This window comes from Pseudomonas sp. NPDC089395, from assembly GCF_044749525.1.
In the GTDB taxonomy this organism is placed as follows: Bacteria; Pseudomonadota; Gammaproteobacteria; order Pseudomonadales; family Pseudomonadaceae; genus Aquipseudomonas.
Map to the genome: position 1 here is coordinate 129093 of NZ_JBIVID010000012.1, position 26281 is coordinate 155373.

At 62.7% G+C, this 26281-nt stretch carries 20 protein-coding genes; 7 read left to right on the forward strand and 13 right to left on the reverse strand.

Translation table 11 applies throughout. The annotated features are described in order from the left end of the window. The first annotated feature begins 18 nt into the window (after positions 1–18). The 3 genes from mfd to ACIPZG_RS22945 are packed head-to-tail and all read left to right on the forward strand — an operon-like array spanning position 19 to position 7399. Positions 19–3468 (forward strand): transcription-repair coupling factor, encoded by a 3450-nt coding sequence (gene mfd / locus ACIPZG_RS22935; protein ID WP_400717155.1) that lies wholly within the window; start codon positions 19–21, stop codon positions 3466–3468. Positions 3469–3477: 9 nt separating this feature from the next. Beyond that, entirely contained in the window at positions 3478–4050 is a 573-nt protein-coding gene (locus ACIPZG_RS22940) for a CsiV family protein (protein WP_400717158.1), read from the forward strand. Position 4051: 1 nt separating this feature from the next. Beyond that, positions 4052–7399: an SNF2-related protein gene (locus tag ACIPZG_RS22945; RefSeq protein ID WP_400717161.1), complete on the forward strand. Its 3348-nt coding sequence runs from the start codon at positions 4052–4054 to the stop codon at positions 7397–7399. Between the two features lie 57 nt (positions 7400–7456). Here ACIPZG_RS22945 and nagZ read toward each other — a convergent pair whose 3' ends face one another. From nagZ to ACIPZG_RS22960, 3 genes are read right to left on the reverse strand one after another with little or no spacing between them, the layout of a single operon-like run. Beyond that, positions 7457–8455, reverse strand: coding sequence for a beta-N-acetylhexosaminidase (gene nagZ, locus ACIPZG_RS22950; RefSeq protein WP_400717211.1), 999 nt, complete (start codon positions 8453–8455; stop codon positions 7457–7459). A 22-nt stretch (positions 8456–8477) separates the two neighbouring features. Beyond that, the gene (locus ACIPZG_RS22955) at positions 8478–9002 is read right to left on the reverse strand and encodes a L,D-transpeptidase family protein (protein ID WP_400717164.1); all 525 of its coding nucleotides are present in this window, start codon (positions 9000–9002) and stop codon (positions 8478–8480) included. Between the two features lie 40 nt (positions 9003–9042). Then, positions 9043–9750 (reverse strand): TetR/AcrR family transcriptional regulator, encoded by a 708-nt coding sequence (locus ACIPZG_RS22960; protein WP_400643441.1) that lies wholly within the window; start codon positions 9748–9750, stop codon positions 9043–9045. A 221-nt stretch (positions 9751–9971) separates the two neighbouring features. Here ACIPZG_RS22960 and lexA point away from each other — a divergent pair, with 221 nt between their 5' ends. Together lexA and sulA are read left to right on the forward strand one after the other, a co-directional pair. Next, positions 9972–10580: a transcriptional repressor LexA gene (lexA, locus tag ACIPZG_RS22965; protein WP_008094109.1), complete on the forward strand. Its 609-nt coding sequence runs from the start codon at positions 9972–9974 to the stop codon at positions 10578–10580. Positions 10581–10593: 13 nt separating this feature from the next. Beyond that, positions 10594–11070 carry an SOS-induced cell division inhibitor SulA gene (gene sulA, locus ACIPZG_RS22970; protein ID WP_008094108.1) on the forward strand — a complete coding sequence of 159 codons (477 nt, stop codon included), beginning with the start codon at positions 10594–10596 and terminating at the stop codon, positions 11068–11070. 39 nt (positions 11071–11109) lie between these two features. Here the strand turns inward: sulA and ACIPZG_RS22975 are convergent, their stop codons facing one another. The 7 genes from ACIPZG_RS22975 to ACIPZG_RS23005 form a co-directional block, all read right to left on the reverse strand. Next, a complete protein-coding gene (locus ACIPZG_RS22975; RefSeq protein ID WP_004376430.1) occupies positions 11110–11343 on the reverse strand; it encodes a hypothetical protein in 234 nt (77 codons plus the stop codon). A 50-nt stretch (positions 11344–11393) separates the two neighbouring features. Then, the gene (locus ACIPZG_RS22980) at positions 11394–11909 is read right to left on the reverse strand and encodes a DUF6586 family protein (RefSeq protein ID WP_400717166.1); all 516 of its coding nucleotides are present in this window, start codon (positions 11907–11909) and stop codon (positions 11394–11396) included. A 115-nt stretch (positions 11910–12024) separates the two neighbouring features. Beyond that, positions 12025–14637 (reverse strand): type I DNA topoisomerase, encoded by a 2613-nt coding sequence (topA, locus tag ACIPZG_RS22985; RefSeq protein ID WP_400717168.1) that lies wholly within the window; start codon positions 14635–14637, stop codon positions 12025–12027. A gap of 100 nt (positions 14638–14737) precedes the next feature. Continuing rightward, entirely contained in the window at positions 14738–14989 is a 252-nt protein-coding gene (locus ACIPZG_RS22990) for a DUF1653 domain-containing protein (protein ID WP_008094098.1), read from the reverse strand. A gap of 80 nt (positions 14990–15069) precedes the next feature. Next, the gene (gene fadA / locus ACIPZG_RS22995; RefSeq protein WP_008094097.1) at positions 15070–16245 is read right to left on the reverse strand and encodes an acetyl-CoA C-acyltransferase FadA; all 1176 of its coding nucleotides are present in this window, start codon (positions 16243–16245) and stop codon (positions 15070–15072) included. A gap of 31 nt (positions 16246–16276) precedes the next feature. Then, entirely contained in the window at positions 16277–18424 is a 2148-nt protein-coding gene (gene fadB / locus ACIPZG_RS23000) for a fatty acid oxidation complex subunit alpha FadB (protein WP_400717170.1), read from the reverse strand. Positions 18425–18923: 499 nt separating this feature from the next. Continuing rightward, the gene (locus ACIPZG_RS23005) at positions 18924–19361 is read right to left on the reverse strand and encodes a hypothetical protein (RefSeq protein WP_400717172.1); all 438 of its coding nucleotides are present in this window, start codon (positions 19359–19361) and stop codon (positions 18924–18926) included. 109 nt (positions 19362–19470) lie between these two features. Between ACIPZG_RS23005 and ACIPZG_RS23010 the strand changes: the two genes are divergently transcribed. After that, the gene (locus ACIPZG_RS23010) at positions 19471–19911 is read left to right on the forward strand and encodes a universal stress protein (protein ID WP_008094089.1); all 441 of its coding nucleotides are present in this window, start codon (positions 19471–19473) and stop codon (positions 19909–19911) included. Between the two features lie 57 nt (positions 19912–19968). On the opposite strand, the gene ACIPZG_RS23015 is transcribed toward ACIPZG_RS23010, so the two are convergent. Next, positions 19969–21897 (reverse strand): ATP-binding cassette domain-containing protein, encoded by a 1929-nt coding sequence (locus ACIPZG_RS23015; RefSeq protein ID WP_400717174.1) that lies wholly within the window; start codon positions 21895–21897, stop codon positions 19969–19971. Positions 21898–22118: 221 nt separating this feature from the next. Between ACIPZG_RS23015 and ACIPZG_RS23020 the strand changes: the two genes are divergently transcribed. After that, the gene (locus ACIPZG_RS23020) at positions 22119–24047 is read left to right on the forward strand and encodes a transglycosylase SLT domain-containing protein (protein ID WP_400717176.1); all 1929 of its coding nucleotides are present in this window, start codon (positions 22119–22121) and stop codon (positions 24045–24047) included. 118 nt (positions 24048–24165) lie between these two features. Here ACIPZG_RS23020 and ACIPZG_RS23025 read toward each other — a convergent pair whose 3' ends face one another. After that, on the reverse strand, positions 24166–24969 hold the full coding sequence (locus tag ACIPZG_RS23025; RefSeq protein ID WP_400717178.1) for an MOSC domain-containing protein: 804 nt from the start codon (positions 24967–24969) through the stop codon (positions 24166–24168). Positions 24970–25025: 56 nt separating this feature from the next. Further along, entirely contained in the window at positions 25026–25961 is a 936-nt protein-coding gene (locus ACIPZG_RS23030; RefSeq protein ID WP_400717180.1) for a chemotaxis protein CheV, read from the reverse strand. Positions 25962–26281: the final 320 nt, after the last annotated feature.

The window sequence follows — 26281 nt, forward strand, 5'->3', positions numbered from 1 at the left end:
CTTGGAGTGCAATCTCCCGTGTCAGTTCTGCGCCTACCGCAAATGTCGGCCACGGCCGGCAAACAAACCTGGGGCAACCTGCCCGGTGCCGCCCTCAGCCTGGCCATCGCCGAAGCCGCCAGCAGTGCTGGTCGCTTCACCCTGCTGCTGACCGCCGACAGCCAGGCCGCCGATCGCCTGGAACAGGAGCTGCGCTTCTTCGCCCCGGAGCTGCCGGTGCTGCCGTTTCCCGACTGGGAAACCCTGCCCTACGACCTGTTCTCGCCGCACCAGGACATCATTTCCCAGCGCATCGCCAGTCTCTACCGGCTGCCAGAGCTGAGCCATGGCATCCTCGTCGTGCCGATCACCACCGCCCTGCACCGCCTGGCGCCAACACGCTTTCTGCTCGGCAGCAGCCTGGTGCTGGACGTGGGCCAGACCATCGACGTGGAACAGATGCGCACGCGCCTGGAAGCCAGTGGCTACCGCTGCGTCGACACGGTCTACGAGCATGGCGAGTTCGCCGTGCGCGGCGCGCTGATCGACCTGTTCCCGATGGGCAGCAAGCTGCCCTACCGCATCGACCTGTTCGACGACGAAATCGAGACCCTGCGCACCTTCGACCCGGAGACCCAGCGCTCGATCGACAAGGTCGACTCGATCCGCCTGCTGCCGGCGCGCGAATTTCCCATGCAGAAGGAAGAGGTGACGCGCTTCAAGGCGCGCTTCCGCGAGCGTTTCGACGTCGACTTCCGCCGCAGCGCGATCTTCCAGGACCTGGCCAGCGGCATCATTCCCGCCGGCATCGAGTACTACCTGCCGCTGTTCTTCGAAGAAACTTCGACCCTGTTCGACTACCTGCCCAGCGACACCCAGGTGTTCTCCCTGCCGGGCGTCGAACAGGCCGCCGAGCACTTCTGGAACGATGTGCGCGGGCGTTATGAAGACCGCCGCGGCGACCTGACCCGCCCACTGCTGCCACCGGCTGAACTGTTCCTGCCGGTGGAAGACTGCTTCGCCCAGCTCAAGCAGTGGCCACGGGTGGTGGTCAGCGCTGACGAAGTGGAACCGGGTGCCGGCCGCGAGCGCTTCCCGGCACGCGCCCTGCCCAACCTGGCCATCGAGGCCAAGGCCAACCAGCCACTGGCGGCACTGTCCGAATTCCTCGACCAGTTCCCGGGCCGGGTGTTGTTCACTGCCGAGTCGGCGGGCCGTCGTGAAGTCCTGCTGGAGCTGCTCGAACGCCTCAAGCTGAGGCCGCAGATGGTCGAAGGCTGGACTGACTTCATTACCGGCAAGGAACGCCTGGCGATCACCATCGCCCCGCTCGACGAGGGCCTGCTGCTCGAAGACCCGGGCCTTGCCCTGGTTGCCGAAAGCCCGCTGTTCGGCCAGCGCGTGATGCAGCGCCGGCGCCGCGACAAGCGCGGCGAGGCCGCCAACGATGCGGTCATCAAGAACCTCACCGAATTGCGTGAAGGCGCGCCGGTGGTGCACATCGACCACGGCGTAGGGCGTTACCTGGGCCTGGCCACCCTGGAGATCGAAGGCCAGGCCGCCGAGTTCCTGACCCTGGAATACGCCGAGGGCGCCAAGCTCTACGTGCCGGTGGCCAACCTGCACCTGATCGCCCGCTACACCGGCAGCGACGACGCCCTGGCGCCCCTGCACAGACTGGGTTCGGAAGCCTGGCAGAAGGCCAAGCGCAAGGCCGCCGAGCAGGTTCGCGACGTGGCTGCCGAGCTGCTCGATATCTACGCCCGCCGTGCCGCGCGCAAAGGCTATGCCTTCGCCGACCCGGCTGCCGACTATGCCACCTTCAGTGCCGGCTTCCCCTTCGAGGAAACCCCGGACCAGCAGAACGCCATCGAAGCCGTGCGCGCCGACATGCTCGCGGCCAAGCCGATGGACCGCCTGGTGTGTGGCGATGTCGGCTTCGGCAAGACCGAAGTGGCCATGCGCGCGGCCTTCATTGCCGTGCACAGTGGCCGCCAGGTGGCCGTCCTGGTGCCCACGACCCTGCTCGCCCAACAGCACTACAACAGCTTCCGCGACCGCTTCGCCGACTGGCCGGTGACGGTCGAGGTGATGAGCCGCTTCAAGTCGGCCAAGGAAGTGGCCGCCGCCGCCGCCGACCTCGCCGAAGGCAAGATCGATATCCTCATCGGCACCCACAAGCTGCTGCAGGATGATGTGCGCTTCAAGGACCTGGGGCTGGTGGTGATCGACGAAGAGCACCGCTTCGGCGTTCGCCAGAAAGAGCAGCTCAAGGCCCTGCGCAGCGAGGTGGATATCCTCACCCTGACCGCCACGCCGATCCCGCGTACCTTGAACATGGCCGTGGCCGGCATGCGCGACTTGTCGATCATCGCCACGCCACCGGCGCGGCGCCTGTCGGTGCGCACCTTCGTCATGGAGCACAACAACAGCACGGTCAAGGAAGCCCTGTTGCGGGAACTGCTGCGCGGCGGCCAGGTGTACTACCTGCACAACGACGTGAAGACCATCGAGAAGTGCGCCGCCGACCTCGCCGAGCTGGTTCCGGAAGCGCGTATCGGCATCGGCCACGGGCAGATGCGCGAGCGTGAGCTGGAACAGGTGATGAGCGACTTCTATCACAAACGCTTCAACGTGCTGATCGCCTCGACCATCATCGAAACGGGCATCGACGTGCCCAGCGCCAACACCATCGTCATCGAGCGCGCCGACAAGTTCGGCCTGGCCCAGCTGCACCAGCTGCGCGGCCGGGTCGGGCGCAGCCACCACCAGGCCTACGCCTACCTGCTGACCCCTGCGCGGCAGAAGGTCAGCAGCGACGCCGAGAAACGTCTGGAAGCCATCGCCAACACCCAGGACCTGGGGGCAGGCTTCGTCCTGGCCACCAACGACCTGGAAATCCGCGGCGCCGGCGAGCTGCTCGGCGAAGGCCAGAGCGGGCAGATCCAGGCAGTGGGCTTCACCCTCTACATGGAAATGCTCGAACGCGCCGTCAAGGCCATCCGCAAGGGTACTCAACCGAACCTCGAACAGCCCCTGGGCGGTGGCCCGGAGATCAACCTGCGCCTGCCGGCACTGATCCCCGAGGACTACCTGCCGGACGTGCATGCGCGCCTGATTTTGTACAAACGCATTGCCTCGGCGGCCGACGAAGAAGGCCTCAAGGACCTGCAGGTGGAAATGATCGACCGCTTTGGCCTGCTGCCCGAGCCGACCAAGAACCTGATGCGCTTGACTCAGCTCAAGCTGCAAGCAGAAAAGCTCGGCATCAAGAAAGTCGACGCCGGCCCCAATGGCGGCAAGCTCGAATTCGAAGCCGAAACCCCCGTCGACCCGCTGACCCTGATCAAGCTGATCCAGGGCCAGCCCAAACGCTACAAGTTCGAAGGCGCGACCCAGTTCCGCTTCCTGGTGCCAATGGAACGCCCCGACGAACGATTCAACACTTTGGAAGCGCTGTTCGAGCGCTTGACCCCACAGACAGCCTAAGGAAGAAACATGCGTGCCATCCGTTGCCTGACCTTGTTGCTTGCGCTGTTCGCGCCGGCGGCCTTCGCCGAAGGGCTGTATCAGGTGGAAATGATCCTGGTGCGGCAAAACAGCGTGCCCGCCTTCACCAGCCCGTTTGCGCCGGAAGACTGGAGCGCCGGCGCCCCGCGCCTGGACAAGGGTGCCGAACGCCCGCTGGCGCTGGAGGACGAAGTCACCCGCCTGCAGGCCACCGCCGACTACACCGTGCTGCTGCACAAGGCCTGGCAGCAGCAGGTCGGCAGCGAGCCCAGCCGCATCGCCCTGGGCGCCGGCGAGGAGCAGTTCGGCCACTTCCCGATCGAAGGCAACCTGAGCCTTACCGAAGGCCGCTTCATCGCGGTGGAAGCCAACTTCTGGGTCAACCAGCTCGACGGCAACGGCAACGTGCTGCAGAGCGAGCAGTTCAAGCAGAACAACAGCAACATGAAGGGCGGCCAGCTGACCTTCATGGACGGCGGCCACCTGGCGCTGCTGTTGAAGGTCACCCCGCCCGGCACACCGAAAATGCCGGTGATGGACCCGGAGATGATGGAGCAGTGATGTGAGCGAGAGCGATGCGCAATTCTTTGTCCGGGCGCACGACGGATGGACGCTTGCGTTTGACCGCAGATCCCTGCAGCGCGGCCTGGACTATGCGCAGGAAGGCAGGAGCGAGATCGTATCGATTCTGAACCTGACCATCCGCGCTCAGTGCACGGGCTCGGCAGGCCGCGCCTATTACCAGCGCATCACGCTGGACATGACCGAGGACGGCCTTGAATGCGAGGGCACCTGCTCATGCCCGGTAGGCGAGAATTGCAAGCACTGCGCGGCTGCACTCTATTTGCTGGAACGTGGCCCGGACTATACCGAAGGCGAGCGTGTCGAATTGCTTGCAGCCACAGTTTCAGGGCAGCCCTCCCTCGAACTGCCTCCAGAACTCGCACATTGGGTCGAGGCCCTGGAAGTACCGGCAGCACCTGTCGTCGAGCCGACCAGACGCAAGGGCCCCTCGCTCTACTACGTGGTGAGCACTGATCAAGGCCGATGCTTCCTCAGCGTATTCAAGGGGAGCCGACAGGCCGATGGCACATTGAACCTGAGCCGGTCCAGTTCGATGCCTGAACTCATCTACTACACGCCGAAATATGTGACCGACGAGGACCTGCGTGCGCTGCGACTGATCGACGCCATCAGCAAGGATTACGGCGCGCCAATTGTGAGACTGGAAGGAAAAAAGGGCGCTGAACTCTATGAGTATGCACTCGCCACCGGCCGCGTGTTATACGACCAGCAACACACACCCCTTGCCCCGGGCCCTGACCTGCATGCCGAATTCCGCTGGGTGAGGCTGGATGATGGGAGCTATCGCGGTGCCTGGCATCATGATGAAAATACCCACGTGCTGGCGCTGCCGCTCGATCCACTCTATTACGTAGACACCCGAACCGGGCAAACAGGCAAGCTGCTGCACGATCTTGACCCGTTCATCGCCAGCCAACTGGCAAGTGCACCGACGATTCCAGAACACCTGATCATTCCCTTGAGCCACCGTTTGAATGCTTTGAACCGCCAGGTACCAACACCCACAACAGTGCGCAGCGAACAGATCGACACTATACAACCTCGCCCTCACCTGACCCTCGGCAGCCTCGAATTCAGCGCCTACATGCCCAAGACCGGCCGCATGCAGCGCCAGATGCAACACCGCGCCGCCTTGTCGTTCGACTACGATGGCCTGCGCGCCATCGGCAGTGACGACAAGCCCCTGACCCGCCTGGTCGGCGCCACCAGCCAGCGTATTCGCCGCCAGCCCCAGGCCGAGCAGGCGCTGCGCAAGGCCCTGCGCGAGCTCGGCTTCAAGCCCGCCACCCGGCAGAGCAAGGCACTGCCCGACAGCGCCGGCGAGATGCACCAGCTGCCCGATGACGAAGCCTGGCTGCACTTCGCCCGCGAAGGCTTGCCGCGCTTGCGCGAAGCCGGGTGGGACATCGACATTCACCGCGATTTCGCCTTCAACCTGCAGGAAGTGGACGACTGGTACGCCAGCATCGACGAAGCCCCGGGCCACGAATGGTTCGACCTGGAGCTGGGCATCGTCGTCGACGGCCAGCGCCACAGCCTGCTGCCGATCGTGCTGCAACTGCTGCGCAGCAACCCTGAACTGCTGCGCCCAAGCGAATTGGCCCGACGCAGTGACGACGAGCACCTGCTGATCGACCTCAACCGTGGCCGCCTGGACAGCCCGGCACTTCGCGTCGCCCTGCCCTACGGGCGGATCAAGGCGGTGATGGGCACCCTTGGCGAGCTGTACCTGCACGAAGACGCCGTCGGCCCGACCCTGCGCATGGACCGCGCCGACGCGGCGCGCCTGAACGACATCGAGCACCTGCCCCTGCACTGGGAAGGCGGTGCCCATGTGCGTGACCTCGGCCGACGCCTGCGCGATGCCCGCGACCTGCAAGTCGAACTGCCCACCGAGCTGAACGCCACCCTGCGCCCCTATCAGCAGCAAGGCCTGAACTGGCTCCAGGCCCTGCGCGAAATGGGCACCGGCGGCATCCTCGGCGACGACATGGGCTTGGGCAAAACCCTGCAGACCCTCGCTCACCTGCTGCTGGAAAAACAGCACGGGCGCCTGGCCAACCCGGCCTTGGCGGTAATGCCCACCAGCCTTGTGCCCAACTGGCTGGACGAAGCCCACCGCTTCGCCCCGGGCCTGCGCGTGCTGGCCCTGCACGGCCCTGGCCGCAGCAAGCATTTCGACAAGCTGGGCGACTACGACCTGGTGCTCACCACTTATGCCCTGGTACCGCGGGACCTGCCTCACCTGCGCGAAAGAACCTGGAGCGTGCTGGTGCTCGACGAAGCGCAGAACATCAAGAGCAGCACCAGCAAGGCCGCCCTCGCCGTCTGCGAGTTGCAGGCCAACCAGCGCCTGTGCCTGACCGGCACGCCGATGGAAAACAACCTGGGCGAGCTGTGGTCACTCTTCCACTTCCTGATGCCCGGCTGGCTGGGCGAGGTCAAGCGCTTCAACCAGGAGTACCGCACACCGATCGAGCGCCATGGCGACAGCGAGCGTCTGGCCCACTTGGTCAGCCGCGTACGCCCGTTCCTGCTGCGCCGCACCAAGGAACAGGTGGCCACCGAGCTGCCGGCCAAGACCGAAATGGTGCATTGGGTCGAGCTCAGCGACGCCCAGCGCGACACCTACGAGGCGGTGCGGGTGGCGATGGACAAGAAAGTGCGAGACGAGATTGCCCGCAACGGCGCATCACGCAGCCAGATCGTGATCCTCGACGCCCTGCTCAAACTGCGCCAGGTGTGCTGCGACCTGCGCCTGGTCAAAGGCGTCGAGAGCAAAGGCAACCAGGCCGACAAAGGCAAGCTCGGCGCATTGCTGGCGATGCTCGACGAGCTGCTCAGCGAAGGGCGGCGGGTTTTGCTGTTTTCGCAGTTCACTTCGATGCTGGCGCTGATCGAGCAGGAGTTGGAAAAACGCAAGATCCGCTACAGCCTGCTCACCGGCGACACCCGCGACCGGCGCACGCCGGTGCAGCAGTTTCAGCAGGGCGACAGCGAGGTGTTTCTGATCAGCCTCAAGGCCGGTGGCGTCGGCCTGAACCTGACGGCTGCGGATACGGTCATTCACTTCGACCCGTGGTGGAACCCGGCCAGCGAAAACCAGGCCACCGACCGCGCCTATCGAATCGGCCAGGACAAGCCGGTGTTCGTGTTCAAGCTGATTACCCGGGGTACGGTGGAAGAGAAGATCCAGCAATTGCAGCAGGAGAAGGCCGCGTTGGCGGCGAGCCTGCTCGATGGCGGGCAGGCGGGGCAGTGGCGCCTTGGGGATGAGGAGATCGAGGCGCTGTTTGCCCCATTGCCCGGAAAGCGCGGGCGTTAATCCTCTGGTGCCTGATGCGGCCCTATCGCCGGCTTGCCGGCGATAGGGCCCGCGCGGTCAATCAATCAACTGCGCGTCCTTCAAAGCCCCCAGCGCCTCCAGCCAACGCGGCTGCTGGCGATAATCGGTCCGCGCAAAGCCCTGCCCTCGCATCCGCGCAATCCGCGGTGAAGGCTTGACCTTCAAGCGCTGCGCCGCCGTCAACGCCAGCTCCGCCGCCGCCCGGTCATTGCACACCAGGCCCATGTCGCAACCGGCACTCAACGCCGCCTCGATACGGTTGGCCGCATCCCCAACCACATGCGCCCCAGCCATCGACAGGTCATCACTGAAGATCACCCCGTCAAAGCCCAGCTCGCCACGCAGGATGTCCTGCAGCCAACGGCGCGAGAACCCGGCAGGCTGGTTGTCGACCTGCGGGTAGATGACATGCGCCGGCATCACCGCCGCCAACTGCCCACTGAGGCGGGTGAACGGGACCAGGTCGGCCTGGCGCAGTTGCTCCAGGCTACGCTCGTCGGTGGGGATGGCCACATGGGAGTCCGCCTCGGCCCAGCCATGCCCTGGGAAGTGCTTGCCACAGGCGGCCATGCCCGCGGCGTTCATGCCGCGAATGAACGCGCCGGCCAGTTGCGTAGCGCGCTGGGGGTCGCCTTCGAAGGCACGGCTGCCGACCACGGCGCTGCGCTGGTGATCCAGGTCGAGTACCGGGGCGAAACTCAGGTCTAGGCCGACCGCCAGCACCTCGGTGGCCATCAACCAGCCGCATTGCTCGGCCAGGTACTCGGCATTGATGTTGTCGGCGATCGCGCGCATGGCCGGCAGCCGCACGAAACCTTGACGCAGACGCTGCACCCGGCCGCCTTCCTGATCCACCGCGAGGATCAGGTCAGGGCGCAGGGCCCGGATCGATGCACACAGTTCGCGCACCTGGCGCGGGCTGTCGATGTTGCGGGCAAAGATGATCAGGCCGGCCACTTCAGGCTGGCGCAAAAGCTGGCGGTCCTCGGCGGTCAGCCATTTACCGGCGATATCCACCATCAAGGAGCCTTGCAGGCTGGCGGTCATAAACAATCCTTCATTGCAAACTAATGGAAGCCCACTGGGGGCAAGCGGCCTCGTCGATGCGTACCGGGCAATGCGCCGGTACACGCTCGAACAGGCCAAGCAGATCGGTGTTGCGCAGGCGTATGCAGCCATGGGACAGCGGTACGCCAAAGGGTTCCGAGTCTGGTGCGCCATGCAGGTAGATATAACGGTGAAAGGTGTCCACCGGCCCCAGGCGATTGAAGCCGGGCTCGCAGCCGCATAGCCAGAGAATGCGGGTCAGGATCCAGTCGCGCCCGGGATACTGTGCATGCAATTGAGGCGTCCAGATCTCACCGGTCCAACGACGACTACAGAGCACGGCATTGAGCGGCAAGCCCGTGCCGATTTTCGCACGGACCTGGTGCAGCCCACGCGGCGTACACCCCGAGCCATTGCGCTCGCCGGCGCCATTGCGTGCGGTGGAAACCTCCAGGCGCACGCGCAGCTGCCCATGGGCAAAGCCATAGAGGCGCTGGTCGGCGAGGGAGATGTGCAGGAAATCGAGGTCGGGCATGGGCGCTAGCTTAGCCGAAGCGCCCTGCCCCGCCCAGCCTTCAGGCCTTGGCGGTGGTGCTGCCGGTCTTGCTGCGCGGGCGTAGCTGGGCTGCGGCCATGGCATTGTCGGTAACGCCACTGTCGGCGCGCATGCCAGCCGCCAGGAACGGCACCATCAGGCGCATGACCTGCTCGATCGAGGTATTGATGCCGAAATCGGTTTCAGCGATGGCACGCAGTGCCTTGATACCGGACATGCTGAACGCCGCGGCACCGAGCATGAAGTGCACGCGCCAGAACAGCTCAAGCGGCGGAATGCGCGGCGCCGCCTCATTGACCAGCAGCATGTAGCGGCGGAACACCTTGCCGTACATGTCCTCCAGGTAGCGGCGCAAATGCCCCTGGCTCTGGCTGAAGGCCAAGCCCAGCAGGCGCATGAAGATCGACAGGTCGTTGTTGCTGCGTGGTTGCACCGCCAGGGCCTGCTCGACCAGCATCTCCAGCAGCTCTTCCAGGCTGGGCTTTTGCTCGGGCTTGGCCTGGCGCCGTTCCAGCTCGCGTTCGAGGCTGGCGCAGAATGGCCCGAGGAAGCGGGAGAAGACCGCCTGGATCAGTGCCTTCTTCGAACCGAAGTGATAGTTGACCGCCGCCAGGTTGACCCCGGCCTTGCTGGTAATCAGCCGCAACGAGGTTTCCGCAAACCCCCTTTCCGCGAACAGCTGCTCGGCAGCATCGAGAATGCGTTCAACGGTTTCCGATTGGGCCATGACTACTCCAGCAGGCAGACAAACAGGTGTTTGAAACATACGTTTCAGACCTGGCTCTGTCAAGGTCAGGTGACCGGGCGGTCGCCATTTAAATGCGCCAAGCTGCAGGCTGCAAGCGCCATGTTGAGCCGATTGCGGCTTTTAATGCATCTTTGGCGCTTGCAGCGTATCCAGTACTGTATATAATTCCAGTCACTGTATAAAAAGACAGAGCGCTCGCCATGTTGAAACTGACGCCACGCCAAGCCGAAATCCTGGCTTTCATCAAACGCTGCCTCGAAGACAACGGCTTCCCGCCAACCCGCGCGGAAATCGCCCAGGAGCTGGGCTTCAAGTCACCCAACGCTGCTGAAGAGCACCTCAAGGCGCTCGCCCGCAAGGGTGCCATTGAAATGACCCCGGGGGCATCGCGCGGCATCCGCATCCCAGGCGTCGAAGCCAAGAGCGAAGAAAGCGGCCTGCCGATCATCGGCCGGGTCGCTGCCGGTGCGCCGATCCTCGCCGAACAGCACATCGAGCAATCCTGCAACATCAACCCGACCTTTTTCCACCCTCGCGCCGACTACTTGCTGCGTGTACACGGCATGAGCATGAAGGACGTCGGCATCTTCGACGGCGATCTGCTGGCAGTGCACACCTGTCGCGAGGCCCGCAACGGCCAGATCGTCGTTGCCCGTATCGGCGATGAAGTGACCGTCAAGCGCTTCAAGCGCGAAGGCAACAGGGTCTGGCTGATCGCTGAAAACCCCGAATTCGCCCCTATCGAAGTCGACCTGAAAGAACAGGATCTGGTGATCGAGGGTTTGAGTGTCGGCGTTATTCGCCGCTGATCCAGGAGGCGTCATGCAGCAGTTCACCCAAACACACCAGCAGGTCCAGCTTCCATTGTTCGAAGCCTTCCTTGCGCAACCGGTTTTGCCAGGCCTGAAGGCCACTGAGCAGGCTCGAAAAAGCAGCCGGCCGGAGCTGTTCAGCGAACTGTCCCTGCGTGGCGCACCCGAGCATTGCCAGAGCCTGTTGGCACCGGTATTGCGCGAATTGAGCGAAGAGCAAGAGGCCCGCTGGCTGACCCTGATCGCCCCGCCCGCCAGCCTGACCCAGGCCTGGCTGCGCGATGCCGGCCTGAATCGCGAGCGCATCCTGCTGTTGCAGCCAGGTGGCAACCAGAGTGCGCTGCAACTGGCCTGCGAAGCCTTGCGCCTGGGGCGCAGCCACACGGTGGTGAGCTGGCTGGGGAGTGTCAATGCCACGGCACGCCAGCAACTGGTACGTGCCGCCAGTGTCGGAAACGCAAAAAGCCTGAACATCCGCCTCGGCTGATGTTCAGGCTTTGCCTGTCTCGCAATTGAGAATTGGGGCTTAGTGCAGCACGCGCGGCCCTTCGTCGCGCTCCAGCTCGCCATCCATGAGGCGGCCAGCCATCTGCACACCGACACTCAGCATGGCTTTGGCGACTTCGACATGTTGGCCCTGCAGGAATGCCTTGGCGTCTTCCGAGAAATCCAGGGTTACCAGGGAGCCTTCATCCTCGGCGCGACGCAGTTCGATCCGGCCATCAGGCAACTCGACAATTTCCAGAAACGACGTAGACATATAGGGCTGTTCTCCACGAAAGGCCAGTAGTGTACCAGCCGCGACGGCTATCAGCACTCACTCAACGCGTCACGGAAACGTCTCACCAAGCCTTTGAGATTGCTGCGCCAGCTTTCCAGCTCTTCACGCGAAAGCGCCGGCTGCTCGGGTTGATCGAGATTGACGGCCTGGATCAGTGGCTGGGTGACATCGGTTTTCGGCGTTTTCTTCACGACAGGTGGTCGGAACAAATCGGCATAAGCGCTGAGCAGTTGCGCCAACCAGGTTTCGCGTTGACGGGCCAGCTCCAGCAGCTCGGCCACTTCTGGAATGGCGATGGCATTCAGGGCGTCGTCGGCGAGCAACTGTTCAACATTGGGTGCTGTCGGCAACCGATAGTAGCCAGCGATCTCATGACACAACCCCAGCAACGCACCATACAGGTGGAATAACGCTGACTCGCGCTCGGCCTGGACCAGGCCCTGGGCATTCATCGCTTGGCTTTCGACTGCCTTGGCCATGGATTCCAAGGCAAGGCCAGCGAAGAACAGTTTCTGGTTGGTGCGGGTGTAGAGTTCCTGGGCCATGTCGGGTGGCCTCCTTAAAGGCTGCAAGGCGAATACCTGCAGTTTCAAGGATCGAGGGGTACTTGTCACCAATGAAATGGGGCCGCAAAGCGGCCCCATTCACGGCACTGAAGAATCAGCGCTTGTCTTCGACTTTCCAGGCATTGCCGTCATAGAAGGCCTTCCAGCCGGTCGGCTTGCCATCGACCTCGGACTGCACGTACTGCTCCTTGGTCTTGCGGCTGTAGCGGATTACCGCCGGGCGTCCATCCGGGTCTTTCTGCGGCGCATCGCAAAGGAAGTGATACTTCGGGTCGATCTCATGCTTGTGCGGCAGGATCTCCAGCACCAGCGGCGCGCGCGTTTCGCGGTTCTTGGGGAACTGACTGGCCGCCAGGAACAACCCCGAAGCACCATCACGCAGCACATAGGTGTCGTCGACCTTCTCGCACTTGAGCTCCGGCATCTCCACCTTGTCCATCTTCGGTGGTGCTGCCTCACCGCTCTTGAGCAGCTTGCGGGTGTTCTTGCACGCCGGGTTGGTGCAACCGAAGAACTTGCCGAAGCGGCCCGTCTTGAGCTGCATCTCGCTGCCGCACTTGTCGCACTCCAGGCTCGGCCCTTCGTAACCCTTGATGCGGTAGCTGCCTTCTTCGATCTCGTAGCCGACGCAATCAGGGTTGTTACCGCAGATATGCAGCTTGTGCTTCTCGTCGAGCAGGTAGGCATCCATGGCCGTGGCGCAGATCGGGCAGCGGTGCTTGCCACGCAGCACCAGGGATTCGGATTCACCCTCGTCGTCGGCGGCAATCTCGTCGCCCGGCACCAGGTTGACGGTGGCCTTGCAACGCTCTTTCGGCGGCAGGCTGTAGCCCGAGCAGCCGAGGAACACGCCGGTGGAGGCGGTACGAATCATCATCGGTCGACCACACTCCTTGCACGGAATGTTGGTCATGGTCGGCTGGTTGGCGCGCATGCCGTTTTCGGCAGACTCGGCGGTCAGCAGCTTCTTGCTGAAATCACCGTAGAACTCGTCGAGCACGTGCTTCCAGTCACGCTCACCCTGGGCCACGTCGTCGAGGTTCTCTTCCATACCGGCGGTGAAGCCGTAGTCCATCAGGTTGGAGAAGCTTTCCGACAGGCGCTCGGTGACGATGTCACCCATCTTCTCGGAATAGAAACGACGGTTGTGCAGCGTGACGTAGCCGCGGTCCTGGATGGTGGAAATGATCGCCGCGTAGGTCGACGGGCGGCCGATACCGCGCTTTTCCATTTCCTTGACCAGGCTGGCTTCAGTAAAGCGTGCCGGCGGCTTGGTGAAGTGCTGGCTCGGGTCGAGCTGAATCAGCTTAAGCGACTCGCCCTGGGCCATTTCCGGCAGCACGTCGTCTTCGCCCGGCTTGCTCTGTTGCGGCAGCACACGGGTGTAACCGTCGAACTTGAGGATGCGGCCCTTGGCGCGCAGCTCGAAATCGCCAGCAGCCACGGTGACGCTGGTGGACAGGTACTGCGCGGGCGGCATCTGGCAGGCCAGGAACTGGCGCCAGATCAGCTCGTACAGGCGCTCGGCGTCCCGCTCCATGCCACTGAGCTTGGTCGGGTGGGTGTTGACGTCAGACGGGCGAATCGCTTCGTGCGCCTCCTGGGCGCCTTCCTTGCTGCCGTACACCAGCGGCGCTTCCGGCAGGTACTGCTTGCCGAACTCACGTTCGATGTAGCTGCGTGCCATGTCCAGGGCGTCGGCCGACAGGTTGGTCGAATCGGTACGCATGTAAGTGATGTAGCCGGCTTCGTACAGACGCTGGGCCATCATCATGGTTTTCTTCACCCCGAAGCCCAGGCGATTGCTCGCCGCCTGCTGCAGGGTGGAGGTGATGAACGGTGCCGACGGCTTGCTGCTGGTCGGGCGGTCTTCGCGCTTGATGACGCTGTAGCTGGACTCCTTGAGCTTCTCCAGCGCAGCCATGGCCTGGGCTTCATTCAGCGGCTTGAAGGCTTCGCCCTTCTCGCGAGCCACTTCGAAGCGCACCTGGGCGTTCTTGGCGGTGCCGAGGTCGGCGTGCACTTCCCAGTACTCTTCGGGGTTGAAGGCACGGATCTCGCGCTCACGCTCGACCACCAGCTTCACCGCCACCGACTGCACGCGCCCGGCCGACAGGCCACGGGCGATCTTGGCCCACAGCAGCGGCGAGACCATGTAGCCCACTACGCGGTCGAGGAAGCGGCGTGCCTGCTGGGCATTGACGCGATCGATGTCCAGCTCGCCAGGCTGCGAAAAGGCTTCCTGGATGGCTTTCTTGGTAATTTCGTTGAACACCACGCGCTTGTAGCGGGTGTCATCGCCGCCGATGGCCTCGCGCAGGTGCCAGGCAATGGCTTCCCCTTCGCGGTCCAAGTCGGTTGCGAGATAGATGGTGTCGGCATCTTTGGCCAGGCGGCGCAGCTCTTCGATCACCTTTTCCTTGCCGGGCAGGATCTCGTATTTGGCCTTCCAGCCGTGCTCGGGGTCGACGCCCATGCGTGCCACCAGCTGGCGGCGAGCCTTTTCTTTCGGCGACAGGGCCGGAGCCTCACCCGCAGCAGCCTTGCCACGCTTGGCGGCCGGCTCTTTGCTGGCGCTGGCCGAACCGCTGGTGGGGAGGTCACGGATGTGGCCGATACTCGACTTCACCACGTACTGGTTGCCCAGGTACTTGTTGATGGTCTTGGCCTTGGCCGGGGATTCCACAATGACCAGCGATTTGCCCATGGATCGGAGTATTCCTGAATCTGAAGATGAAAAACGCGTCAGGTGCCAGACGCGGCACCGCTATATATAGTGGCAAAAGAGTGAGGTCAAGCGCGGTCGTTCACTCTTGCGACTTGCCAGGCACCCCAGGCAGCCCTTCTTCGGCCTTGACCAAAGCAAAGCGCGGCACCTGCTCGCCGTCAACCTCGACGGACTCCTGGAACATGGAAAGAGGGCGTACCCAATAGCTGTAATCACCATACAGGCATTGGTAGAAGACCATCCACTCTTCGCTTTCGGAGTGCCGTGCAACACTGAAGACACGATACTCAGGCCCTTTGTAATGCCGGTATACGCCTGGTTGTATCTGCATGTCGCTTACCCTCTTGAAACAATTTTCGTAAAAAAACAAAAACCGGGGCACGAGGCCCCGGCTGCTGCCTTGCTCTGCGATCAGACGCGTTCGAAGACAGTGGTGATGCCTTGACCCAGGCCGACACACATGGTGGCCACACCCAGGGTACCGCCATTTTGCTTCATGACGTTGAGCAGGGTGCCGGAAATCCGCGCCCCGGAGCAACCGAACGGGTGGCCCAACGCAATGGCGCCGCCGTGCAGGTTAACCTTCTCATTCATCTTGTCGAGCACTTTCAAGTCTTTCAGCACGGGCAGTGCCTGCGCAGCGAAGGCTTCGTTGAGCTCGATGAAGTCGATGTCGGCCATGGTCAGGCCGGCGCGCTTGAGGGCTTTCTGGGTCGAAGGCACCGGGCCGTAGCCCATGATTGCCGGGTCGACACCGGCCACGGCCATGGCGCGGATCACGGCCAACGGCTGGATGCCGAGGTCCATGGCACGCTGGCCGGACATGACGATCATGCACGAAGCACCGTCGGTGATCTGCGACGAAGTACCGGCGGTCACGGTACCACCTTTGGGGTTGAACGCAGGCTTCAGCGAAGCCAGGCCTTCCAGAGTGGTTTCCGGGCGAATGGTCTCGTCGAAGTCGAACACCTTCAGGAAGCCGTTCTCGTCATACCCTTGCATCGGGATGATCTCGTCCTTGAACTTGCCTTCGACAGTCGCCTTGTGGGCGAGCTGGTGCGAACGCAGGCCAAACAGGTCCTGCTGCTCACGGGTGATGCCATGCATCTTGCCCAGCATCTCGGCAGTCAGGCCCATCATCCCGGACGCCTTGGCCGCGTGCAGGGACAGGTGCGGGTTGGGGTCGACGCCATGCATCATGCTGACGTGGCCCATGTGCTCCACGCCACCGACCACGAACACATCGCCGTTGCCGGTCATGATCGCCTGGGCAGCGGTGTGCAGCGCGCTCATCGACGAGCCGCACAGGCGGCTGACAGTCTGGGCGGCCGAGGTGTGCGGGATCTGGGTCATCAACGACGCCATGCGGGCGATGTTCCAGCCCTGCTCCAGGGTCTGGTTGACGCAGCCCCAGATCACGTCCTCGACTTCTTTCGGGTCGACCTTGTCGTTGCGCTCGAGCAACTTGCTGATCAGGTGCGCCGACATGTCTTCGGCGCGGGTGTTGCGGTGCATGCCACCCTTGGAGCGGCCCATCGGCGTGCGACCGAAGTCGACAATCACCACGTCTCTTGGATTCAGGCTCATATCAATATTCTCGCTCTAGCTCTTTGGCCGCTCAGTTGAAGAAGCGCTGGCCGTTCTTGGCCATTTCACGCAGCTTCGCAGTCGGGTGGTACAGCGGCCCCAGGTCGGCGTACTGATCGGCCAGGGCGACGAATTCGGCCACGCCGATCGAGTCGATGTAACGCAGCGCACCACCACGGAAGGGAGGGAAACCAATGCCGTAGACCAGGCCCATGTCCGCTTCGGCAGCCGTCTCGACGATGTCGTCTTCCAGGCAGCGCACGGTCTCCAGGCACAGCGGTACCATCATCCAGTTGATGATGTCTTCGTCAGTGACTTCGCGCTGCTCGAAGACGACCGGCTTGAGCACATCGAGCACGGTGGCATCGAAGACTTTCTTCGGCTTGCCGCGCTTGTCGGTCTCGTAGGCATAGAAGCCCTTGCCGTTCTTCTGACCCAGGCGATTGGCCTCGTACAGGGCGTCAACGGCCGAGCGACGCTCGTCCTTCATGCGATCCGGGAAGCCTTCGGCCATCACGTCGCGACCATGGTGGCCGGTGTCGATGCCGACCACGTCCATCAGGTAGGCCGGGCCCATCGGCCAGCCGAACTTTTCCATGACCTTGTCGATGCGCACGAAGTCGACGCCGGCGCTGACCAGCTTGGCGAAACCGCCGAAGTACGGGAACAGCACGCGGTTGACCAGGAAGCCTGGGCAATCGTTGACCACGATCGGGTTCTTGCCCATCTTCTTGGCGTAAGCCACCGTGGTGGCAACCGCCACGTCACTGGACTTCTCGCCACGGATGACTTCGACCAGCGGCATCATGTGCACCGGGTTGAAGAAGTGCATGCCGACGAAGTTCTCGGGGCGCTTGAGGGCCTTGGCCAGCAGGTTGATGGAAATGGTCGAGGTGTTGGAGGCGAGGATCGCGTCCTCTTTCACCTGGCCTTCCACTTCCGCCAGCACGGCCTGCTTGACCTTCGGGTTCTCGACCACGGCTTCGACGACGATGTCGACGTTGGCGAAATCACCGTAGGACAGGGTCGGACGAATGGCGTTGAGTGCCTCGGCCATTTTCGCCGGGGTCAGGCGGCCCTTCTCGACGCGTTTTCCGAGCAGCTTGGACGCTTCGTTGAGGCCCAGTTGAATGGCTTCCTCGCGGATGTCCTTCATCAGGATCGGGGTGCCCTTGACCGCCGACTGGTAGGCGATGCCGCCGCCCATGATACCGGCGCCGAGCACGGCGGCCTGTTTCACGTCGTGGGCGATCTCGTCGTGGGCCTTGGCCTTGCGCTTGAGCTCCTGGTCGTTCAGGAACAGGCCGATCAGGCTCTCGGCGACCGAGGTCTTGGCCAGCTTGGCAAAACCTGCCGCTTCGACTTCCAGGGCCTTGTCACGGCCGAAGTTGGCGGCCTTCTGGATGCTCTTGATGGCTTCGACGGGTGCCGGGTAGTTCGGTCCGGCCTGGCCCGCGACAAAGCCTTTTGCGGTTTCGAAGGCCATCATCTGCTCGATGGCGTTGAGCTTGAGCTTTTCCAGCTTGGGCTGGCGCTTAGCCTTGTAGTCCAGCTCGCCGCTGATGGCGCGCTTGATCAGGTCGAGGGCACCGGCTTGCAGCAGTTCAGGGGCGACCACAGCGTCGACGGCACCGACCTTCAGCGCGTCTTCGGCGCGGTTTTCCTTGCCGGCGGCGATCCACTCGATGGCATTGTCCGAGCCGATCAGACGCGGCAACCGCACGGTACCGCCGAAGCCTGGGTAGATCCCCAGCTTGACTTCCGGCAGGCCGATCTTGGCGCTGCTGGCCATGACCCGATAGTCGGCCGCCAGGCACATTTCCAGGCCGCCACCCAGGGCGATGCCGTTGATGGCCGCCACGGTCGGGACTTCGAGGTCTTCGAAGGCGTTGAAGATACGATTGGCTTCCAGACTGCCGGCCACCAGCTCGGCCTCGGGCAGCTTGAAGTTTTCGACGAATTCGGTGATGTCGGCGCCGACGATGAACACGTCCTTGCCACTGCTGACGATCACACCTTTCACCGAGGCGTCGGCCTTGATGGCGTCGACGGCCTGGCGCAGCTCGTCCAGGGTCAGGCGATTGAACTTGTTGACGGACTCACCCTTGAGATCGAACTTCAGTTCGACGATGCCGCTTTCAAGAGCCTTAACCGTGATGGCTTTACCTTCGTAAATCATCAACTGATCTCCACGATATGGAAGCTGAACTGTACACGCCGATCGCTGGTGAAAAAGCAGCCCTTCGCTGCCCTCGCCCCAGGCACACCCGTCAGCGCGCTAGTCGGGATTTTGTTCGAGCGGTGTGACATACAAACGCTCAATTCATACGCCCGTTTGATTTGGGTCTGCACACATTCTCCGAAAAGATCCGCGTTGTCAAATGCTCACGAGCACGGTGAAAACGCGACTTTCCGGTCATTTTCCATCAGTCGGGGGCAAAACATGATGACAGTGATTGCTGATCATTCATGTCAGCGATTGACCACAGAAGTGGCCCGGAGGTGCATTTTTCATGCACGGAGCGCAAAGCTGGCTACACTGCCACTCGCTCCCTGAAATTCCCGGCCTGCCTGGCCTTTTCTGCAGCGCAGAAACGACAAAGCGGCAACCCGGCAGCACCTCGAAGGGTGCTGCCGGGTTGCCGCTTTGTCGTTACGGTACAGCCGTTACGCTGCGATCAAGCGAGGGTTTCGAAGGCGTGAGCAATATCCTGCAACACAGATTTATCACCCCGCTCGCTCCAGTACAGCGCGATCATGCGCGTGTCGGCTTCGACCTTGTAGACGGTCTTTGGCAGGCGGGCGAACACTTCAATCAGGCGCGGCTCCTCGCACACTTCACGCCACTTGTTCCACCACACGCCAGGGCTGACCTGCCAGTAGCACCAGCTGTCTTCATGCCCCCGACGCCGCGCCCGGTGGTACTGCGGGCAAGGGCTGGGCGGTTCATTTTCCAGCCAGTGCGGCCACTGCTGCGGCGCCAGTTGCATGGCCAGGCCCATACGCCGCGCCTCCAGGCGCAGGCTCATCTGTTCGCCCTGTTTGCGCGACAGGCGCAACCAGGAAAGCGGACTTAGAATCAGCGCAAGGATTGACACCACCAGCCATACCGTCATATCTGTAGATTCCATAAAGCGTTGCAAATGAGCGGGTTACTCGGTTTCACGGAAGACCTGCCCGAAAGCGACCATACTTCTACTATCGCGATTGTCAGGAGTACAGCTCATGTCCTACGAACATCTTCTGGTCGCCGTCGACCTCACCGAAGAGTGCGACCCGGTGATCAAACGTGCCATGAAGCTCGCCGAACCTACCGGTGCCAAGGTTTCGCTGGTGCACATCGTCGAACCGATGGCCATGGCCTTTGGCGGCGATGTACCGATGGACCTGTCGCAACTGCAACAACAGCAGTTCGACCAGGCGAAAGAGCGCATGGAACGGCTGTTCAACAAGTATCCCGACATCAACCGTGGCGATTCACACCTGACCTATGGCCAGCCACGCCAGGAAATCCACCAACTGGCCAAGGACCAGCAGTGCGACCTGATCGTAGTGGGCAGCCATGGCCGGCATGGCCTGGCATTGCTACTGGGCTCCACTGCCAATGACGTGCTGCACGGCGCGCCGTGCGATGTGCTGGCGGTGCGGTTGCAGAAGAAGGAATGATGTAGCCCGTACTGGCCTAATCGCCGGCAAGCCGGCGATAGGGCCAAAAGGTCGAACTCAGCCTTCCAGCTCAGCCCAACGCTCTACCAGCACATCCAGCTCGCCCTGCAATTTCTCTATCTGCGCCAGCACCGCCGAAGTCTCGGCAATCGGCCGCTGATAGAAGCCAGCTGCATTGACCTCTTCCTGAGCCACCGCCATGCGCTGTTCCAGTTGGTCGATCTGCCCCGGCAACATCTCCAGCTCGCGCTGCAACTTGTAGCTGAGCTTCTTCTTCGCGGCATCGGCCGCCGGTGCCACCGGCTCAGGCGCAGCCTCGACCGGCGCCTTCTCGACCACCGCACTGTTGAGTTCGGACTTGCCGCCCTTGCTTTCGGTCACGCCCAGCAACTTCGGCGAACCACCCTGGCGGATCCAGTCTTCGTAGCCGCCCACATACTCGCGTACCTTGCCCTCCCCTTCGAACACCAGGGTGCTGGTGACCACGTTATCGAGGAACGCCCGGTCGTGGCTGACCATCAGTACCGTGCCTTTGTAGTTGCACAGCACTTCTTCCAGCAGCTCGAGGGTTTCCACATCGAGGTCGTTGGTCGGTTCGTCGAGCACCAGCAGGTTGGCCGGCTTGCTGAACAGCTTGGCCAGCAGCAGGCGCGCACGCTCACCACCGGACAACGCCTTGACCGGCGTGCGGGCACGTTGCGGACTGAACAGGAAGTCGCCGAGGTAGCTCAGCACATGCCGGCTCTGGCCATCGATGTCGATGAAGTCGCGGCCTTCGGCCAGGTTGTCGATCACGGTCTTTTCCAGCTCGAGCTGGTGGCGCATCTGGTCGAAATAGGCGACTTCCAGCTTGGTACCACGCTCGACCTTGCCCGATATGGGCTCCAGGTCACCCAGCATCAGCTTGAGCAGCGTGGTCTTGCCGGTGCCGTTGGCGCCCAGCAGGCCGATACGGTCCTGACGCTGCAGGACCATGGAGAAGTCCTTGACCAACATCGGCCCTTCAGGGTGCGAGAAGCTGACGTTTTCCAGCACCATCACCTGTTTGCCGGATTTCTCCGCCGCTTCGATCTGGATGTTCGCCTTGCCCTGGCGGTCGCGCCGCTCGCTGCGCTCGACGCGCAGGGCCTTGAGTGCACGCACTCGGCCTTCGTTGCGGGTACGGCGAGCCTTGATGCCCTGGCGGATCCACACCTCTTCCTGGGCCAGGCGCTTGTCGAACAGCGCGTTGGCGGTTTCCTCGGCGGCCAGCGCGGCCTCTTTGTGCACCAGGAAGCTGGCGTAGTCGCCGTTCCAGTCGATCAGGCCGCCGCGGTCCAGTTCGAGGATGCGGGTGGCCAGGTTCTGCAGGAAGGAACGGTCGTGGGTGATGAACAGCACAGCACCGTTGAAGCCGTTCAGGGCCTCTTCGAGCCAGGCGATGGCGCCGATGTCCAGGTGGTTGGTCGGCTCGTCGAGCAGCAGCAGGTCAGGCTCGGAAACCAGCGCCTGCGCCAGCAGGACGCGGCGACGCCAGCCACCGGAGAGCTCGGCCAGGGTTTTCTCGGCCGGCAGTTGCAGGCGGCTCAGGGTGCTTTCCACCACCTGCTGCAGGCGCCAGCCGTCACGCGCTTCCAGCTCGTGCTGGACGTGCATGAGCTTTTCCAGGTCTTCGTCGCCGTGGATGTTCTGGCTAAGGTGGTGGTATTCGGCCAGCAACTCGCCGACGCCATCGAGCCCGGCGGCCACAACGTCGAACACGCTGCGCTCATCGGCCACCGGCAGTTCCTGCGGCAATTCGCCGATCTTCAGACCGGGGGCGCGCCAGATCTCGCCGTCATCGCCCTTCTGCTCGCCCTTGACCAGACGTAGCATGCTGGACTTGCCGGTGCCGTTGCGGCCGATGATGCACACCCGCTCGCCACGGGCGATCTGCCAGGACACTTTGTCCAGCAGCGGCATCGCGCCGAATGCGAGGGACACATCGCTGAATTTGAGCAGGGTCATGTTCGTCTCCAGAAAGCGGGCGCGCATTCTACCTGAGTTGGCCCGTTCCAGCATTAAGTTGACCTCCTTGCCAGGGTATTGCGACATCCGGTCGGTGTTAACGCCTTGATACAAGCACAGTGCTTTCACCCGCTGCCGGCAAACAGCTAAGCTAAGGCAATAGCTTCCAACAGTGCTGGCTTCGCCGTCACTTTCCCATGGTTCAACTGCCCGGACGTATCATGCGCAGCCGCCTGTTACAGATTGCTTCCTGCCTGCTGCTCACCGCCGCCACCGCCAACGTGGCGCAGGCCACCGACCTCACCCTTCAACGCCAGTACTACGACCAGGCCAAGCGTGCACTGGCCAAGGGCGACAAAGGCCCTTACCTGCGTTATGCCCAGGAATTGCGCGACTATCCACTGACGCCCTACCTGGCCTACGACGAACTCACCGCGCGCCTCAAGAGCGCCAGCAACGAGGAAATCGAAGGTTTCCTCGCCAAGCACGGCGATCTGCCCCAGGCCAACTGGATGAAACTGCGCTGGTTGCGCTGGCTGGCAGAACGTGGCGAGTGGAACACCTTCGTCAAGTACTATGACCCCAAGCTCAACTTCACCGAGCTGGACTGCCTCAATGGCCAGTACGAGCTGAGCCACGGCAAGCGTGCCGAAGGCTATGCCAGCGCCGAGAAACTGTGGAACGTGGGCAAGTCGCAACCGGCCGCCTGTGACACCCTGTTCGGCATGTGGGCCGCCGAAGGTCAACTGACCGAGGCCAAGCGCTGGAACCGCGCCAAGCTGGCGGCCCAGGCACGTAACTACAGCCTGGCCAACAACCTGGTCCAGGGCCTGACCACCCTCGGCCCGCAGGGTCGTTTGCTGATCGACGTGGCGCAGAAGCCCGAGCTGCTCAATCAGCCGTCGCGCTTCACCCCCGTCAATGAAGCCATGTCCGACGTGGTCAGCCTCGGCCTGCGCCGCCTGGCCCGCCAGGACCCTGAACGGGCCATGGCACTGCTCGACGATTACGCCCAGCGCATGCACTTCTCCCGCGACGAAAAGGTCGCCATCGCCCGCGAGATCGGCCTGACCCTGGCGCGCCGCTACGACCCGCGGGCGCTCGACCTGATGACCCGCTACGACCCTGAACTGCGCGACAACACCGTCAGCGAGTGGCGCCTGCGCCTGTTGCTGCGCCTGGGCCGCTGGGAAGACGCCTACGAGCTGACCAAACGCCTGCCCCAGGACCTGGCCAGCAGTAACCGCTGGAAGTACTGGCAAGCGCGCAGCCTGGAGCTGGCCCAGCCGAACAACCCGCAGGTTCCGCTGCTGTACAAGAACGTGGCGCGCGAGCGCGACTTCTACGGCTTCCTCGCCGCCGACCGTGCGCAGACACCGTACCAGCTGAACAACAAACCGCTGGTGCTGAGCCCGGCATTGGTCAACAAGGTGCGCAACACCCCAGGTGTGCAGCGCGCCCTGGAATTCCATGCCCGCGGGCAGATCGTCGAAGGCCGCCGCGAGTGGTACCACGTGAGCCGCCACTTTACCCGGGACGAAATGGTCGCCCAGGCGCGCCTGGCCTATGACCTGCGCTGGTACTTCCCGGCCATTCGCACCATCAGCCAGGCGCAGTACTGGGACGACCTGGATATCCGCTTCCCGATGGCCCACCGCGATACCTTGGTGCGCGAAGCCAAGGTACGCGGCTTGCATTCGAGCTGGGTGTTCGCCATCACGCGCCAGGAAAGCGCCTTCATGGAAGATGCCCGCTCCAGCGTCGGTGCCAGTGGCCTGATGCAGTTGATGCCAGCCACGGCCAAGGAAACCGCACGCAAGTTCAGCATTCCGCTGGCGTCGCCCCAGCAAGTGTTCAACCCGGACAAGAACATCCAATTGGGCGCGGCCTACCTGAGCCAGGTGCACAGCCAGTTCAACGGCAACCGGGTACTGGCATCGGCGGCATACAACGCAGGGCCTGGGCGTGTGCGCCAGTGGCTCAAGGGCGCCAAGCATTTGAGCTTCGATGTGTGGGTGGAATCGATTCCGTTCGACGAAACGCGCCAGTACGTGCAGAACGTGCTGTCGTACTCGGTGATCTACGGGCAGAAGCTCAATGCGCCGCAGCCGCTGGTGGACTGGCATGAGCGGTATTTCGATGACAACTGAAAGCTGCTGAGCTTCGACCGGCCTCATCGCCGGCAAGCCGGCTCCCGCAGGTGCTCCACTGCCCTCAAGGCCTGTGCTGTACCTGCGGGAGCCGGCTTGCCGGCGATGAGGCCAAGCACTACTCCAAAATCTCGACCGCCATCCCCACTTCCAGCCTACCGCTGCCGTCCACCGCCAGGTTCTGCCCGAACAGGATATCTCCCTCCTTCTCCCGGAAGGTTTTCAAGGTAGTCAGCGGCTCACGGTCCGGGCTGCGCTCCCCTGTCGCAGGATCCAGTGTGGTGAAGATGCACCGCACACTGGGCTTGATCACCCGAAATTCCAGCTCGCCAATACGAATCCGCTTCCAGCCATCCTCGGCGAAGGGCTCGGCCCCCTGCACCACCAGGTTCGGTCGGAAACGCAGCATTTCCATTGGCCGGCCAATCCGCCGGTTCAACTCGTCCAACGAACCTTGCCCTATGAGCAACAATGGGAAACCATCGGGAAACGCCGCGCGGTCACTGTTCAGACCGTAACCGTTGGGCAGGTAGCGCGCCCGTTGCTCCGGGCAATAGACCAGGCGCAGGGGTTTGCCTAGCAGTTGCGACAACCAGGCCGCCGCCTCGTCGCCCGCATCGGGCACACGCAACGTGTCGCGCCAGATGGTAACGCCTCGCAAGCTGTCATCGGCGGCGGGCACCGCCACCTGCAACGGCACCTGCCCCGGCGCTTCCAGCAACAGCGCGCCGGACTCGCCCTCGCTGGCTTTGAGCTGACTGAGTTGCGGCCAGGCACGCTGGGTAAGGAAACGTCCGCTCTCTTCCTCCACCACCATCCAGCGCCGATCGCCTTGCAACCCCAGAAGGTCTACCGGTGAACCCTGCAGGCGCTGGGCCTGCCCCGACTTCACCGGGTATCGATACAACTCACTCAGAAACATCCTTGCCTGCCTCGTGCCATGCAAAAAGCCAAGCTTATACCTGGCAGGCTAAAGGATCACGCAGTGGCAACATCGAGCAGCAGGCGTTGCTTGACCACGTCAACCAGGCGGTCAGGCTGAAACTTGGAGAGGAAATTGTCGCAGCCCACCTTTTTCACCATCGACTCGTTGAAGCTGCCTGACAACGAGGTATGGAGCACCACGTGCAACTTGCGCAGGCGCGCATCGCTGCGGATCTCGGTGGTCAGACGGTAGCCGTCCATCTCCGGCATTTCGGCATCGGTGAACACCATCAGCAGTTTTTCACACACATCCTCGCCGGCGTCGACCCAGCCTTTGAGCATGCGCAAAGCCTTCAGGCCATCGCTGGCCACATGCAGTTTCATCCCCAGTTGCGAGAGGGTGTCACGCAGTTGCGCCAGGGCCACGCTGGAATCGTCCACCAGTAGCACCTCACGCCCACGGGCGCGGGCCAGCACCGGATCGGCGAGCTTGTCGCCGGAAACCCTGGCGTTGTACGGCACGATTTCGGCCAACACTTTCTCCACATCGATCACTTCCACCAGTTGCTCATCCACCTTGGTGATGGCCGTCAGGTAGTGCTGGCGGCCAGCACTGGAAGGCGGCGGCAGGATGGCTTCCCAGTTCATGTTGACGATGCGATCGACGCCACCGACCAGAAACGCCTGCACTGAACGGTTGTATTCGGTCACGATGATGGTGCTGTCCGGCCCCGGCTGCAGCGGGCGCATGCCGATCGCCTGGGACAAGTCGATGACGGGCAAGGTCTGCCCACGCAGGTTGACCACACCGCAGACGAACGCATGACGCTGGGGCATCAAGGTCAGTTTGGGCAGCTGCAGCACCTCTTGCACCTTGAAGACGTTGATCGCGAACAGCTGGCGACCGGCCAGGCGAAACATGAGAATTTCCAGGCGGTTCTCACCCACCAGTTGCGTGCGTTGGTCTACCGTGTCGAGAATGCCAGCCATTGGAAAACCCCCGGGCTTGAGTGGGAAATGGTCAATTGATCTTCCCTGTATCGGCGGCTTCAGGCTCAGCTTGACCCTGATGGGAAAATGCCGCGCGAGCAATTGATATCATATTACCATCATGCTTTACTGCGAAAATCGCCACCTTGGATGCATTCCTGCGCGCGGCAGTCGCACCCTAGATAGCCATCAGGGAAACCCCTAGTGGCAATCGGGTGCAACCTGATGTTCGCGATATCCTTTAGCCATTAATGTGACGCCATTCTCACTGCATGAATGGAGTCAGGCTTTTGCGAGCGATCGACTTGACGTGGCCATCC